The organism is Homoserinibacter gongjuensis, assembly GCF_030161875.1.
Lineage (GTDB): Bacteria > Actinomycetota > Actinomycetes > Actinomycetales > Microbacteriaceae > Homoserinibacter > Homoserinibacter gongjuensis.
On the sequence record NZ_BSVA01000001.1, the window covers coordinates 2,865,101 to 2,878,220 of the forward strand.

General features: G+C 69.9%; 9 protein-coding genes and 2 pseudogenes. 1 reads left to right on the forward strand and 10 read right to left on the reverse strand.

From position 1 onward, the window contains the following. Positions 1-29: 29 nt before the first annotated feature. A pseudogene (hisD, locus tag QQK29_RS15375) lies at positions 30-1,336 on the reverse strand (histidinol dehydrogenase). 60 nt (positions 1,337-1,396) lie between these two features. Between hisD and QQK29_RS15380 the strand changes: the two are divergent. Further along, the gene (locus QQK29_RS15380; protein ID WP_284301516.1) at positions 1,397-1,915 is read left to right on the forward strand and encodes a flavin reductase family protein; all 519 of its coding nucleotides are present in this window, start codon (positions 1,397-1,399) and stop codon (positions 1,913-1,915) included. A gap of 4 nt (positions 1,916-1,919) precedes the next feature. On the opposite strand, the pseudogene dnaE reads toward QQK29_RS15380, so the two are convergent. The 9 genes and pseudogenes from dnaE to murC form a co-directional block, all read right to left on the reverse strand. Further along, positions 1,920-5,395: pseudogene (gene dnaE, locus QQK29_RS15385) on the reverse strand (DNA polymerase III subunit alpha). A gap of 96 nt (positions 5,396-5,491) precedes the next feature. After that, positions 5,492-6,409 (reverse strand): RluA family pseudouridine synthase, encoded by a 918-nt coding sequence (locus QQK29_RS15390; RefSeq protein ID WP_284301517.1) that lies wholly within the window; start codon positions 6,407-6,409, stop codon positions 5,492-5,494. After that, a complete protein-coding gene (gene lspA, locus QQK29_RS15395; protein WP_284301518.1) occupies positions 6,409-6,945 on the reverse strand; it encodes a signal peptidase II in 537 nt (178 codons plus the stop codon). The genes QQK29_RS15390 and lspA overlap by 1 nt, the downstream gene beginning before the upstream one ends. Positions 6,946-6,982: 37 nt before the next feature. Then, entirely contained in the window at positions 6,983-8,008 is a 1,026-nt protein-coding gene (locus QQK29_RS18805; RefSeq protein WP_431308729.1) for a DivIVA domain-containing protein, read from the reverse strand. Positions 8,009-8,216: 208 nt separating this feature from the next. Then, positions 8,217-8,684, reverse strand: a complete 468-nt coding sequence (locus QQK29_RS15405) for a cell division protein SepF (protein WP_284301519.1) — start codon at positions 8,682-8,684, stop codon at positions 8,217-8,219. Between the two features lie 36 nt (positions 8,685-8,720). Further along, positions 8,721-9,419: a YggS family pyridoxal phosphate-dependent enzyme gene (locus tag QQK29_RS15410; RefSeq protein ID WP_284301520.1), complete on the reverse strand. Its 699-nt coding sequence runs from the start codon at positions 9,417-9,419 to the stop codon at positions 8,721-8,723. 3 nt (positions 9,420-9,422) lie between these two features. After that, a complete protein-coding gene (gene ftsZ / locus QQK29_RS15415; RefSeq protein ID WP_284301521.1) occupies positions 9,423-10,568 on the reverse strand; it encodes a cell division protein FtsZ in 1,146 nt (381 codons plus the stop codon). Between the two features lie 30 nt (positions 10,569-10,598). Beyond that, on the reverse strand, positions 10,599-11,702 hold the full coding sequence (locus tag QQK29_RS15420) for a cell division protein FtsQ/DivIB (protein WP_284301522.1): 1,104 nt from the start codon (positions 11,700-11,702) through the stop codon (positions 10,599-10,601). 13 nt (positions 11,703-11,715) lie between these two features. Then, complete coding sequence (gene murC / locus QQK29_RS15425; protein ID WP_284301524.1) at positions 11,716-13,113, reverse strand: UDP-N-acetylmuramate--L-alanine ligase; 1,398 nt, start codon at positions 13,111-13,113, stop codon at positions 11,716-11,718. Positions 13,114-13,120 lie beyond the last annotated feature (7 nt).

Consider the following 13,120-nt stretch of genomic DNA (forward strand, 5'->3'; position numbering starts at 1 on the left):
TACCCGGAGGCCGCGGGAAATGCCGCCCGCTACGCCTCGAAGCGGGCAGCGACCGCGTCGCCGTGCGCGGGAAGATCCTCGGCGTCGCTGAAGGCCCGGATACGGTCGGCCACCGCCCGCAGCGCCTCCCGGTCGTAGCGCACGATCTGCTGCGGTCGAAGGAAGGTCATGGCGCTCAACGCCGCCGAGAATCGTGCCTGCCCGGCGGTCGGGAGCACGTGATTCGATCCGGCCAGGTAGTCGCCGAGGCTCACGGGCGCCTGCGAGCCGAGGAAGATCGCGCCCGCGTTGTGGATGCGCGCGAGAGTCGCATCCGGATCCGTCGTGTGGATCTCGAGGTGCTCGGGCGCGAAGGCGTCGACGAACGCGGCCGCGGCCTCCGCATCGTCCACGAGCACGAGCGCCGATTGGCGCCCGCCGAGGGCCGCCCGCACGCGATCCGCGTGCTTCGTGCGCGCGACACGCGATTCCAGCTCCGTGGCCACGCGAACCGCGAGCTCGGGCGCGTCGGTCACGAGCACGGCGGCCGAGAGCTCGTCGTGCTCGGCCTGGCTCACGAGGTCGGCCGCGATGAGCCGCGCGTCGGCGTCGGCGTCGGCGAGCACGAGGATGTCGGTGGGGCCCGCTTCGGAGTCGATCCCGACCACACCGCGCACGAGGCGCTTGGCGGCCGCGACGTACACGTTGCCGGGGCCGGTGATGACGTCGACCGGCTCGAGGCCGAGGTCGGCGACCCCGTACGCGAGGGCCCCGATGGCCCCTGCACCGCCCATCGCGTAGACCTCGTCGATCCCCAGCAGCGCCGCCACCGCGAGGATCGTCGGGTGCACCGAGCCGCCGAACGCGGCCTGCGGAGGCGACACGAGGGCGAGCGAGCCGACGCCGGCGGCCTGCGCCGGCACGACGTTCATGATGACGCTCGAGGGATAGACCGCCTTGCCCCCGGCACGTAGAAGCCCGCGCGGCGCACCGGCTGCCACCGCTGCTCGATGCGCGCACCCGCAGCGAGTTCCGTCTCGAGCGCGGGCGGCACCTGCGCGGCGCTCGCTCGGCGCACGCGCGCGATCGACTCCTCGACGGCGTCGCGCACCGCGGGATCGAGCGCATCGACGGCGGCCGCGAGCTCATCCGCCGACACGCGCAGCGCGGCGGGACGCACCCGGTCAAGGCGCTCCGCCTGGTCGAGCAGGGCCGCAGAGCCGCGCTCGCGCACCTCCGTGATCAGGTGCGACGCCGTCTCGGTCGCGACCGACACATCGAGAATGGCCCGGGGCACGAGAGCGGCGAGCTCGGCCGAGCTGGGACGGGTGCCGCGGAGGTCAAGAGTCTGGATCATCGCGAGACAATGCTAGAGGGGCGCGGAATGTCCGGATGCCGCGCGAAGTTGAAGAGGACGATGGACGAGCACAGCGAACAGCAGGAACCGCGCATCGTGGACGACGTCACCGCCTTCAAACTCGCCTTCCGCCGCCTCGCCGCCGGTGTGTCCATCGTGACGGCACGCACTCCGGAGGGTCGGCCCGTCGGCTTCACGGCGACCTCGCTCGCATCCCTCGCCGCCCATCCCCCGCTGGCGACCTTCAACATGGCGCGCGTGGCCAGCACCTGGCCCGCCATCGAGCAGACCGACCACGTGCTGATCCATATCGTCGGAGCGCGCAACCGGGCGGTCGCGGCACAACTCGCCGCCGACAACGACAAGCGTTTCGATGGCGACCACTGGGCACCGGGGCCCCTGGGCCTGCCGCTCATCAAGGACGTGCCCGCCTGGATGCTGGGCCGTATCGTCGGCCGCTATCCCGTTCACGAGAACGCGGTCATCGTGGTGCAGATCGAAGACGGCGGGCTCGGCGAGCCCGACGAGGCGATGCTCTACCACGAGCGCGAGTTCCTGCGCCCCGGCGAACCCGCCTGAGGATTCAGACCACGCAGTTCGGACCGAGCAGGCTCTTGAGCTCGCCGTAGAGGTCGGCGGTGACCGAGACCGGGTACGGGATCTCGAAAAGCCGAGCCGAACTGCCGCGCACGAGGCGCAGGCGCACCTCGTTGTCGCCCCGGTGGCGGATGAGCACGTCGCCGAGCGCCGAGACCACGTCCGTCGTCGCGCGATGCTCCGGCACCTGGATGACGAGCGGCCCGGAGCCGAGGCTCTGCCCGGTGTCGGGCGCGAACATGCTCTGCGCGTGCAGGCCGATACCGTCGTCACGCTGGCTCACCCGGGCCCGGATCACCGCGATGGTGTCGCTCTGCAGCCCCGGTGCGAACTCCTGGTAGGTCTTGCCGAGGAACATCACGCTCACCTCGCCGCCGAAGTCCTCGACGGTGACGACGCCGTAGGGGTTGCCCGATTGACGGGCCGTACGGTGTTGCACGCTCGTGAGCAGGCCGGCCACCGTGACGATCTCGCCATCCTGAATCGAGTCCGATGACAGCAGGTCACCGATGCCGACGCTCGCGTGCTTGGCGAGCAGCACCTCGAGCCCGTCGAGCGGATGCTCGGAGACGTAGAGCCCGAGCATCTCGCGCTCGAACGCCAGCTTGTCCTTCTTCGACCACTCGGGGCGTTCGGGCACGTGGTCGACGGCCGCCGGCTCGTCCCACAACGAGTCGAAGTCGAAGCCGACCTGGCCGTTGGCCTCGTTGCGCTTGACCGAGACGGCCGACTCGACCGCCTCCTCGTGGATCTCGATGAGGGCACGCCGCGATGCGCCGAGGGAGTCGAAAGCTCCCGCCTTGATGAGCGACTCGACGGTGCGCTTGTTGAGCGCCGTGAGCGGAACCTTGCGCAGGAAGTCGTGGAAGGAGGTGAAGGTCCCCTTCTCCTCCCGCGCGGCGCGGATCTGGTCGACCACGCCGAAGCCCACGTTGCGCACGGCGCCGAGACCGAAGCGGATGTCCTCGCCGACGGCGGCGAAGAAGCCGATCGAGGAGTTCACATCCGGTGGCAGCACCTGGATGCCCATGCGGCGGCACTCGTTGAGGTACATCGCGAGCTTGTCGCGCGCGTCGCCGACGCTCGTGAGCAGTGCCGCCATGTACTCGGCCGGATAGTGCGCCTTGAGGTAGGCCGTCCAGTAGCTCAGCACACCGTAGGCGGCCGAGTGCGCTTTGTTGAACGCGTAGTCCGAGAACGGCAGCAGGATGTCCCACAGCGTCTTGATGGCCGTCTCGGAGTAGCCGTTGGCCTTCATGCCGTTCGAGAAGCCCTCGTACTGCTTGTCGAGCTCGGACTTCTTCTTCTTGCCCATCGCGCGTCGCAGGATGTCGGCCTGTCCGAGCGAGAAGCCCGCGACGCGCTGCGCGATCGCCATCACCTGCTCCTGGTAGATGATGAGGCCGTAGCTCGTGTCGAGGATGTCTTTGAGGGGCTCGGCGAGCTCCGGATGGATCGGCGTGATCTGCTGCTGGCCGTTCTTGCGCAGCGCGTAGTTGGTGTGCGAGTTCGCGCCCATCGGCCCCGGGCGGTAGAGCGCGATGACGGCCGAGATGTCTTCGAAGTTGTCGGGCTTCATGAGCCGGAGCAGGGCGCGCATCGGGCCCCCGTCGAGCTGGAACACGCCAAGGGTGTCACCGCGCGAGAGCAGTTCGTAGGCCGCCGGGTCGTCGAGCGCGAGGTCTTCCAGAACCGGCCGGAATCCCCGGTTCGCTTCGATGTTGTCGAGCGCGTCGTCGATGATCGTGAGGTTGCGCAGGCCCAGGAAGTCCATCTTGATGAGGCCGAGCGACTCGGCAGCCGGGTAGTCGAACTGCGTGACGATCTGGCCGTCCTGCTCCCGCTTCATGATCGGGATGATGTCGATGAGCGGCTCGCTCGACATGATGACGCCCGCGGCGTGCACACCCCACTGCCGCTTGAGTCCCTCGAGACCGCGTGCCGTCTCGAACACGGTGCGCGCCTCGGGATCCGTATCGAGGATCGCCCGCACGTCGCCGGCCTCCTTGTAGCGCTCGTGCGCGGGGTCGACGATGCCGCCGAGCGGGATGTCCTTGCCCATGATCGCGGGCGGCATGGCCTTGGTGAGCTTCTCACCCATCGAGAACGGGAAGCCGAGCACCCGTCCGGAGTCCTTGAGGGCCTGCTTGGCCTTGATCGTGCCGTAGGTGACGATCTGCGCGACCCGGAAGGCATCCGGCGACTCGCCCGAGTACTTCTTGGTGACGTACTCGATCACCTCGCCGCGCCGACGCTCGTCGAAGTCCACATCGAAGTCGGGCATCGAGACGCGGTCGGGGTTGAGGAAGCGCTCGAAGATGAGGCCGTGCTCGAGCGGGTCGAGGTCGGTGATGCGCATCGCGTAGGCGGCCATCGAGCCCGCGCCCGACCCGCGGCCGGGCCCCACCCGGATGCCGTTGTCCTTGGACCAGTTGATGAAGTCCGCGACCACGAGGAAGTAGCCCGGGAAGCCCATCTGCGTGATGACGCCGACTTCGTAGTCGGCCTGCTTGCGCACCTCGTCGGGGATGCCAGCGGGGTAGCGCGCGTGCAGGCCCCGCTCGACCTCCTTGACGAACCAGGACTCCTCGGTCTCGCCCTCCGGCACCGGGTACCGCGGCATGTAGTTCGCGCTCGTGTCGAACTGCACGTCGCAGCGCTCGGCGATGAGCAGCGTGTTGTCGCACGCCTCCGGGTGGTCGCGGAACAGCTGCCGCATCTCGGCGGGGGTCTTGAGGTAGAACTCCTGGGAGTCGAACTTGAAGCGCTTCGGGTCGGCCATGGTCGAGCCGGACTGCACGCACAGCAGGATCTCGTGGGCGGATGCGTCGTGCGCGTGCGTGTAGTGCAGGTCGTTCGTCGCGACGAGCGGCAGACCGAGATCCTTCGAGAGCCGCAGGAGATCCGTCATCACCCGACGCTCGATGCCGAGACCGTGGTCCATGAGCTCGACGAAGAAGTTGTCTGCGCCGAAGATGTCGCGGAACTCCGCGGCCGCCTCCCGCGCCGCCTCGTACTGGCCGAGCCGCAGCCGCGTCTGCACCTCACCCGAGGGGCAGCCGGTGGTCGCGATGATGCCCTTGCCGTAGGTCTGCAGCAGTTCGCGATCCATGCGGGGCTTGAAGTAGTAGCCCTCGATCGAGGCGAGGCTCGACATCCGGAACAGGTTGTGCATGCCCGGCGTCGTCTCGGCCCACATCGTCATGTGGGTGTAGGCGCCGGCGCCCGAGACGTCGTCCTCTCCCCGTTTCCCCACCGCACGCGTGTCTTGTCGGTGCGATGCGTGCCGGGCGTGAGGTAGGCCTCGGTGCCGATGATGGGCTTGACCCCGTTAGCCTTCGCCTGCGACCAGAAGTCGAAGGAGCCGAAGTTGTTGCCGTGGTCGGTCACCGCGATCGCGGGCATGCCCTGGGCGGCGACCTCCTTCATGAGATCGGTGACCCGCGCCGCGCCGTCGAGCATGCTGTATTCGCTGTGCACGTGCAGGTGCACGAAGGAATCGCTGCTCGTCACGCCATCTCCGTCGGGTGCCGGACCCGAACCGGGCCCTCCTCCAGACTAATCCGCGCGGAGGACGTCGAGGGCGAGCTGGAGGTCGTCGGGATACCGTGTCTCGAACTGCACGTACTCCCCCGTCGCCGGATGCCGGAATCCGAGCTTCACGGCATGCAGCCACTGGCGGGTGAGCCCGAGGCGGGCGCCGAGCGTCGGGTCGGCGCCGTACAGCAGGTCGCCGACGCAGGGATGACGTTGCGCCGCCATGTGCACGCGGATCTGATGGGTGCGCCCGGTCTCGAGGTGGATCTCGAGCAGGGTCGCCGCGCGCATCGCCTCGAGCGTGTCGTAGTGGGTGACCGCGTGTTTGCCCTCCGCGGTGACCGCGAACTTCCAGCTCGAGCCGGGGTGCCGCCCGACCGGCGCGTCGATCGTTCCGGAGAACGGATCGGGGTGCCCCTGCACGACGGCGTGGTAGATCTTGTCGACCTCGCGGTCGTGGAACGCACGCTTGAGCTCCGAGTAGGCGTGCTCGCTCTTGGCGACGACCATGAGGCCGCTCGTGCCCACGTCGAGCCGATGCACGATGCCCTGCCGCTCCGCCGAGCCGGAGGTCGCGATCTGGTACCCCGCGCCCGAGAGGGCCCCGAGCACCGTCGGGCCGTCCCATCCGGAGGCGGGATGCGCCGCGACGCCGACGGGCTTGTCGATCACCACGATGTCGTCGTCGTCGTGCACGATGTGGAAACCGGGAACGACCTGCGCGACGACGGTCGGCTCGAGCTTGGGAGCCCACTCCACCTCGAGCCACCCCGGCCGCACCCGATCCGACTTGCCGAGCACGACGCCGTCGAGGGTCACCCCGCCTGCTTCGAGCACCTCCTGGGCGAAGGTGCGCGAGAAGCCGAGCAGACGCGCAACCGCCGCATCCGCCCGATCTCCGACGAGACCATCGGGGATCGGCATGCCGCGCTGCTCCATCACTCCCCCGTGGACGGGGCGGATGGGGGCGTGATGCGCTCGATGGTCTCGGATGCCTTGGTGCCGTCGAGATGCACCCCACGCAGCGTGAGGAGCAGGAAGAGACCCATCGCCGTGCAGATCGCGACATCCGCGATGTTGAAGATCGCTGGGAAGCCCCAGATCTGCAGGAAGTCGATCACGTGCCCCATGCCGAAGCTCGGCTCGCGGAAGAGCCGGTCCGTCACGTTGCCGAGCGCCCCGCCGAGCAGCAGCCCGAGCATCCAGGCCCAGGCCGTGGACTTGATCCGCCTGGCGAAGACGATGATGGCGACGATCACGCCGACGGCGACGATCGAGAGGATCCAGGTGAAGCCGCTCGCGAGCGAGAAGGCCGCGCCCGAGTTCTTCACGAAGTGGAACTGCAGCAGTTCGCCCAGCACGGGCACGACCTCGCCGAGCTCGAGGTTCGCGACGATGAGGTACTTGGCGAGCTGGTCGAGAGCGAGGATTCCGGCGGCCACGACGCCGAGCAGCACGAGGGCGCGCACGCTCACGCGCGCGCGCCCCTCGTTGCCAGGCGCGGCCTGCGGCTCAGTTGCCGCCAAAACCGGGGAACTCGGTGTTGCGCTGCGAGTACGCGGGGTACTCGGGCTGCTGCGAGGTCTGCGAGGGATCCTGCTGCGCGGGGTACTCCGGCGTCACCTGCGGGGCTGGGAAGCCGGCGTAGGCGGGCGGCGACGACGAGGTCGTGGGCTGCGGTGCCGGCGCCTGGGAGAAGTCGCCGCCGAAGGCGGGCGACCCGAACTCCTGGGCGGGCGGCTGCGAGACGACCGGGGCGTCGTAGGCGGGCGGGGCCTCGACCGGGGCTTCGTAGGCGGGCGGCGCGTCGACGACCGGGGCGTCATAGCTGGGCGCGTCGGTCACCGGTGAACCGTAGACGGGCGCCGCCGACCCGTAGCCGGGTGCGGCGGAACCGAGCGCACTCGGCGCCTCGCCACCCGAGATCGGCGCCGCCGACTCGAGCTCGTGCAGCTGGCCCTCGATGTACCCGCGCAGCTTGTCGCGGTACTCCGACTCGAAGATGCGCAGCTCCTCGATGGTGCGCTCGAGGCCCGACTTCTCGGCCTCGAGGGCCTCGATCGCGGCGCGCTGCTGGTTCTCGGCGTCCGAGACGAGCCGCGCAGCGGTGGCGTGGCCCTCCGCGATGAGCTGATCGCGCTTCTCCATGCCCTCGCGCACGTGCTCCTCGTGAAGGCGACGGGCGAGCTGGAGGAGGTTGTTGGTGTTGCTCTGGTCCATCGAACCGGCGTCCTGTGCCTCGGGTGCGGCGGGCGCAGGTGCGGGAACCGGGGCCGGCACGGGCGCCGCGACCGGCGCGGGCATCGCCGCGGCCGCGGGTGCCGGGGCGGGAGCCTGACTTGCGGAGCGCTGCAGCTCGCTGATGCGCGCATCCGCGGCGACGAGACGCTGACGCAGCTCTTCGTTCTCCTGGTTCAAGCGGCGCAACTCGACGACGACCTCGTCGAGGAAGTCGTCGACCTCGTCCTGGTCGTATCCCTCACGGAATTTCGTGGGGTTGAAACGCTTGTTGACGACATCTTCCGGCGTCAGAGCCATGACCGCACCTTGCTTTCCCTCATCCGGTTCCCGAATCACTCAACCGTAGCAAGCTTCAGGCCCCGGTTGAGAGTCGCAGAGAGAACAGATTACCCACATCGACCTGGGAGGCGGCTGCCCCCGTTCGGTTGCCAGAGTGGAAGGTGTGGCTCGTGTGGTTTCGACACGCGCCTGTCGGCGCTGCTCAACCCGGCGGACTCGGGGCAGGTCAACCGGCGGTGTGCGCGAAGAACCCGGCGTCGACCTCGGACTCCGCCTCCGCCTGGTCGCCGCTGATCGCGACGTGCTCCGGCGAGAGCAGGAAGACCTTGTTCGTGACGCGCTCGATCTTGCCGTAGAGACCCATCGAGAGGCCGCTCGCGAAGTCGATGAGACGACGCGCCTCGGGCTCGCTCATCTGCGAGAGGTTGATGATGACGGGAACGCCCTCGCGGAAGCTCTCGGCGATCGTCTGGGCGTCCTTGTAGTGGCGCGGGTGCACCGTGAGGATCTCGTTCATGCCGGTGGGCGCGGGGCGCGGGGCGCTCGCGCGACGCAGCGGCGTCACGGGCGCGGGCCGTCCGGCGGAGGGAACGGGCGCCGGCGCGGGAGCAGCCGCCTGCTCGGGTGCGACATCGTCGTACTCCTCGTCTGCCAGGCCGAGGTACACCATCGTCTTGCGCAGCGGGTTCGCCATCTCATCCTCCGAGTCGTGCGGTTCCTGATCCCGAGATTAACCGCGCTCGTCGCGCTTTCCCGTGATTGCCGTGCCGATGCGAAGGTGTGTCGCGCCCTCGAGGATCGCCTCGGCATAGTCGCCCGACATGCCCGCGGAGATGCGGTCGGCGTCCGGGGCGAGCGAGCGGATGCGGTCGGAGACCTCGCGCAGTCGGGCGAACGCGGGGCGCGGCTCGGCTCCGAGCGGCGCGACGCCCATGACCCCGACGAGGCGCAATCCCGGGGTCGCGAGCACGTGCTCGGCGAGGCGCTCCGCGTCCGCCGGGTCGGCCCCGCCGCGCCCGGGCTGCCCCGAGAGGTCGATCTGCAGGAAGCTCGCGAGCGGCTCGACGTCATCGCCCGCGTCGGGCTCGAGCGCGAGCGCGCGCACGAGGGACTCGCGGTCGATCGAGTGGACCGCGTGCGCGTAGCGCCGGACGGCGCGGGCCTTGTTGCTCTGCAACTGGCCCACGAAGTGCCATCGCAGATCGAGGTCCTCGGTCTCGGCGGCCTTCGCCTGCGCCTCCTGGTGCCGGTTCTCCCCCATGTCGCGCACGCCGAGCGCCGCGAGCTCGCGCACGAGCGAGGCCGGGTGGAACTTGGTGACGACGATGCGCGTGAGTTCGGCTGGATCGCGTCCCGCCGCTCGCGCCGCATCCGCGATCCCGGCATCGACCACCGCGAGCCGCTCGGCGAGCGGAGCGTCGGCGTTCATCGCTTACTTCAGGAAGTCGGGGATGTCGAGGTCGCTGTCGTCTTCGTAGTCCTCGATCGAGGCGACGACCGGCACCTCCGGCTCGCGTGCCCATCCCTCGGGCTGCGGCGCGTCGCCGGCATCCGCCGACGCGGCGACCGGCACCGGCAGCGGCGCCTCGACGAAGTTGCTGCGCTTGTCGGTCGCGGGACGGATCGTCGGCTCACCGCCGTCGAAGCCCGCCGCGATGACCGTCACCCGCACCTCGTCGCCGAGGGTGTCGTCGATGACGGCACCGAAGATGATGTTCGCCTCGGGGTGCACGGCCTCCTGCACGAGCCGGGCGGCGTCGTTGATCTCGAAGATGCCGAGGTTGGACCCGCCCTGGATCGACAGCAGCACGCCGTGCGCACCGTCGATCGACGCCTCGAGCAGCGGGCTCGCGACGGCGAGCTCGGCGGCCTTGATGGCGCGATCGGCGCCCCGGCTCGCCCCGATTCCCATGAGGGCGGACCCTGCGCCCTGCATGACCGACTTCACGTCGGCGAAGTCGAGGTTGATGAGCCCGGGCGTCGTGATGAGGTCGGTGATGCCCTGCACGCCGGCGAGGAGCACCTGGTCGGCCGTCGAGAACGCCTCGAGCATCGAGATGCCGCGGTCGCTGATCTCGAGCAGGCGGTCGTTCGGCACGACGATGAGGGTGTCGACCTCGTTCTTGAGGGTCGCCACGCCGATCTCGGCCTGCGCCTGGCGGCGCTTGCCCTCGAAGCCGAAGGGCTTCGTGACGACACCGATCGTGAGCGCGCCGATCGACTTGGCGATGCGTGCGACGACGGGCGCGCCACCCGTGCCGGTACCCCCGCCTTCGCCCGCGGTCACGAAGACCATGTCGGCACCCGCGAGGGCCTCCTCGATCTCCTCCGCGTGGTCCTCGGCGGCGCGACGCCCGACCTCGGGGTCGGCCCCTGCCCCGAGTCCTCGGGTGAGCTCGCGCCCCACGTCGAGCTTGACATCGGCGTCGCTCATGAGCAGCGCCTGGGCATCGGTGTTGATGGCGATGAACTCGACGCCACGCAGGCCGAGCTCGATCATCCGGTTCACCGCGTTGACGCCACCGCCGCCGATACCGACGACTTTGATGACGGCGAGGTAGTTCTGGTTCGAAGTCACGTCCGGCCTCCTGGAGAAAACCTTCAACCTCTACTTGAGGTTCAGAGTCTTTCTCAGTACTGTTTCTGTGCCCTCACGGTAAGCGGCGCGGGTCACGCGCTTCGCGCGACACCCCGCGTGTCGCGAAACGGAGCGCGGCTCACGCTGACGTGGCGCGCCGCGGATGATCGCGGCGCCAGACGGTTCAGTCGGCGTGGAAGACGGCGGTGCCGGGAGCCGAGACGTCGTAGCTGCCCGCGCCCGCCCCGCCGTGGATCGCGAGGAGCGCCGCGAGTACGCGCGCCTTGTGCTCCGAGTCGGCTGCGCTCCCCACTCGACGCGCTGCGTGGAGCCGGCGAGCGTCAAGGTCACGTTGTCGCGCGTCGTCGCCGTGATCGCGTCGATCTGCACGCGGAGCGACGCGGGCATCGCCAGCAGCACCTCGGCGATCGACCGCCCTGCGGCGGAGTCGGCATCCGCCTCACCGAGCTGGATGAGCGGCAGACCCTCGGGGCGCTGCGGCACGGTGCCGAGCACGACCCCCGCGGGGTCGACGATGTCGAACGAGGCGCCGTTCACCCGCACACCGATCGGAGTGCGTTCGACGATGTGCACGATGAGCGTGCCGGGCGGCAGGATCTCGGTCGAGTAGCTGCGGATGAGCGTGAAGGCGCTGAGCTCCTCGCGCAAGCGCTCCTCGTCGAGCAGCGCGAGCGGGGTGTCGAGCTGGCCGTCGATCGCGTCGACGATCTGAGCGGGGTCGAGACTCGACGTGCCGTCGACGCGGATCTCGCGCAGGGCGAGCAGGGGCGAATAGACCGCCGCGATGCTCATGCCCACCAGGGCGGCGAGGACGCCGAGTCCCGTGAGCCAGGCGATCCGGCGGCGACGCGTGCGGCGGGTGAAGCGGCGGAGCTCGCGCTTCTCGGCGCGCCTGCGGGCACGTTCGGCCGCCTTCAACTCGGCCGCGGCGAGGCGATCGGCGGAGGGCCGCTGCGGACGGGCCCGTTGCGGGCGCTGAGGTTTCGGGGCCGTCGCGGCTTTCGCGGGCTTCGGCGCGCGAGGTGCCCGCTCGGCGGCCACGCGCTTCGGCGCGCGCGCGGGCGCCGCATCCGCTTCGGCCGGCGGCGCATCGAAGCCCTCCGGCCGCTTCACGCGCGCCGTCCGGTCACGTCGTCTCCGCCTCGAGCGCCGCGAGCACCTGCGGGATGATGCGATACACGTCGCCGCAGCTGAGCGTCATGACGAGGTCGCCCTCACGCGCGATCTCGGCCACCCGTTCGGCCGCCTGCTGCCAGTCGGGAACGAAGTCGACATGCGCGGGATCGGCGAAGCGCTCCGCGACGAGGGCGCCGGTGACGCCGGGCTCCGGATCCTCGCGTGCGCCGAACACGTCGAGCACCACGGTGTGGTCGGCGAGCCGCTCGTAGACCTCCGCGAAATCGCCCGCCATCATGCGCGTGCGGCTGTAGAGGTGCGGCTGGTGGATCGCGATAACGCGCCCTGAGCCGACGACCGAGCGTGCGGTAGCGAGAGCGGCCGCCACCTCGGTCGGATGGTGGGCGTAGTCGTCGAACACGCGCACGCCGCGCACCTCGCCGTGCAGCTCGAAGCGCCGCCCGGTGCCCCCGAAGGCCTCGAGCCCGCGCACGATCGCCTCCGGGTCGTGGCCGAGCGACGCGAGCACGGCGAATGCGCCGGCCGCGTTGACGGCGTTGTGCGCACCCGGGATGGCGAGCCGCACGCTCACCTCGCGGCCCCCGTAGACGATCGTGAAGCTCACCGGCCCCTCGGCGACGACGTCGCGCACCCGCACCTCGGCATCCTCGGCGAAGCCGAAGGTGACGACACGCGTGTCGACGAGCCGGCGGGTCACCGCGAGCGTGCCCGGGTCGTCGCTCGAGGCGACCACGAACTCGCGCGCCTGCTGGGCGAAGCGCACGAAGGCATCCTCGAAGGCCTCCTGCGTGCCGTAGTGGTCGAGGTGATCCGCGTCGACATTCGTGATGAGGGCGACCGCCGTGTCGTAGAGCAGGAAGGACCCGTCAGACTCGTCGGCCTCGACCACGAAGAGGTCGTCGCTGCCGTACCCCGAACTGCGGCCGATACCGGCGATGACGCCGCCGTTCACGAAGCCCGGATCGGCTCCGAGCTCGCGCAGAGCGGTCACGATCAGGCCGGTCGAGGTCGTCTTGCCGTGCGCCCCGGCCACCGAGACCACGCGGTGCCCGCGGATGAGCCAGTTGAGGGCGAGCGAACGGTGCAGCACCGGGATGCCGGATTCGAGAGCACGCTGATACTCGGGGTTGTCCTGCCACAGCGCCCCCGTCACGACGACGGTGTCGGCGTCGCCCACGTTCGCGGCGTCATGGCCGATCGCGATCGTGGCGCCGGCCTCACGCAGGCGCGCCACGGCATCCGACTCCCGCACATCCGAACCGGTCACACGGTGCCCCGCCTCGAGCAGCAGGCGTGCGATGCCGCTCATGCCGGAACCGCCGATGCCGACGAAGTGCACGGAACCCAGGTCGTCGGGCAGTTCCTGGTCGAGGTCGGGCGAGATCATCCCGTCA

What these genes read in the sequence shown, in the direction of transcription:
- QQK29_RS15390 (WP_284301517.1), bottom strand. Translation starts at nt 6,409, where the DNA reads ATGGAGCAGCGCGGCATGCCGATCCCCGATGGTCTCGTCGGAGATCGG.
- QQK29_RS18805 (WP_431308729.1), bottom strand. Translation starts at nt 8,008, where the DNA reads ATGGCTCTGACGCCGGAAGATGTCGTCAACAAGCGTTTCAACCCCACG.
- murC (WP_284301524.1), bottom strand. Translation starts at nt 13,113, where the DNA reads ATGATCTCGCCCGACCTCGACCAGGAACTGCCCGACGACCTGGGTTCC.
- QQK29_RS15380 (WP_284301516.1), top strand. Translation starts at nt 1,397, where the DNA reads ATGGACGAGCACAGCGAACAGCAGGAACCGCGCATCGTGGACGACGTC.
- QQK29_RS15410 (WP_284301520.1), bottom strand. Translation starts at nt 9,419, where the DNA reads ATGAACGCCGACGCTCCGCTCGCCGAGCGGCTCGCGGTGGTCGATGCC.
- QQK29_RS15405 (WP_284301519.1), bottom strand. Translation starts at nt 8,684, where the DNA reads ATGGCGAACCCGCTGCGCAAGACGATGGTGTACCTCGGCCTGGCAGAC.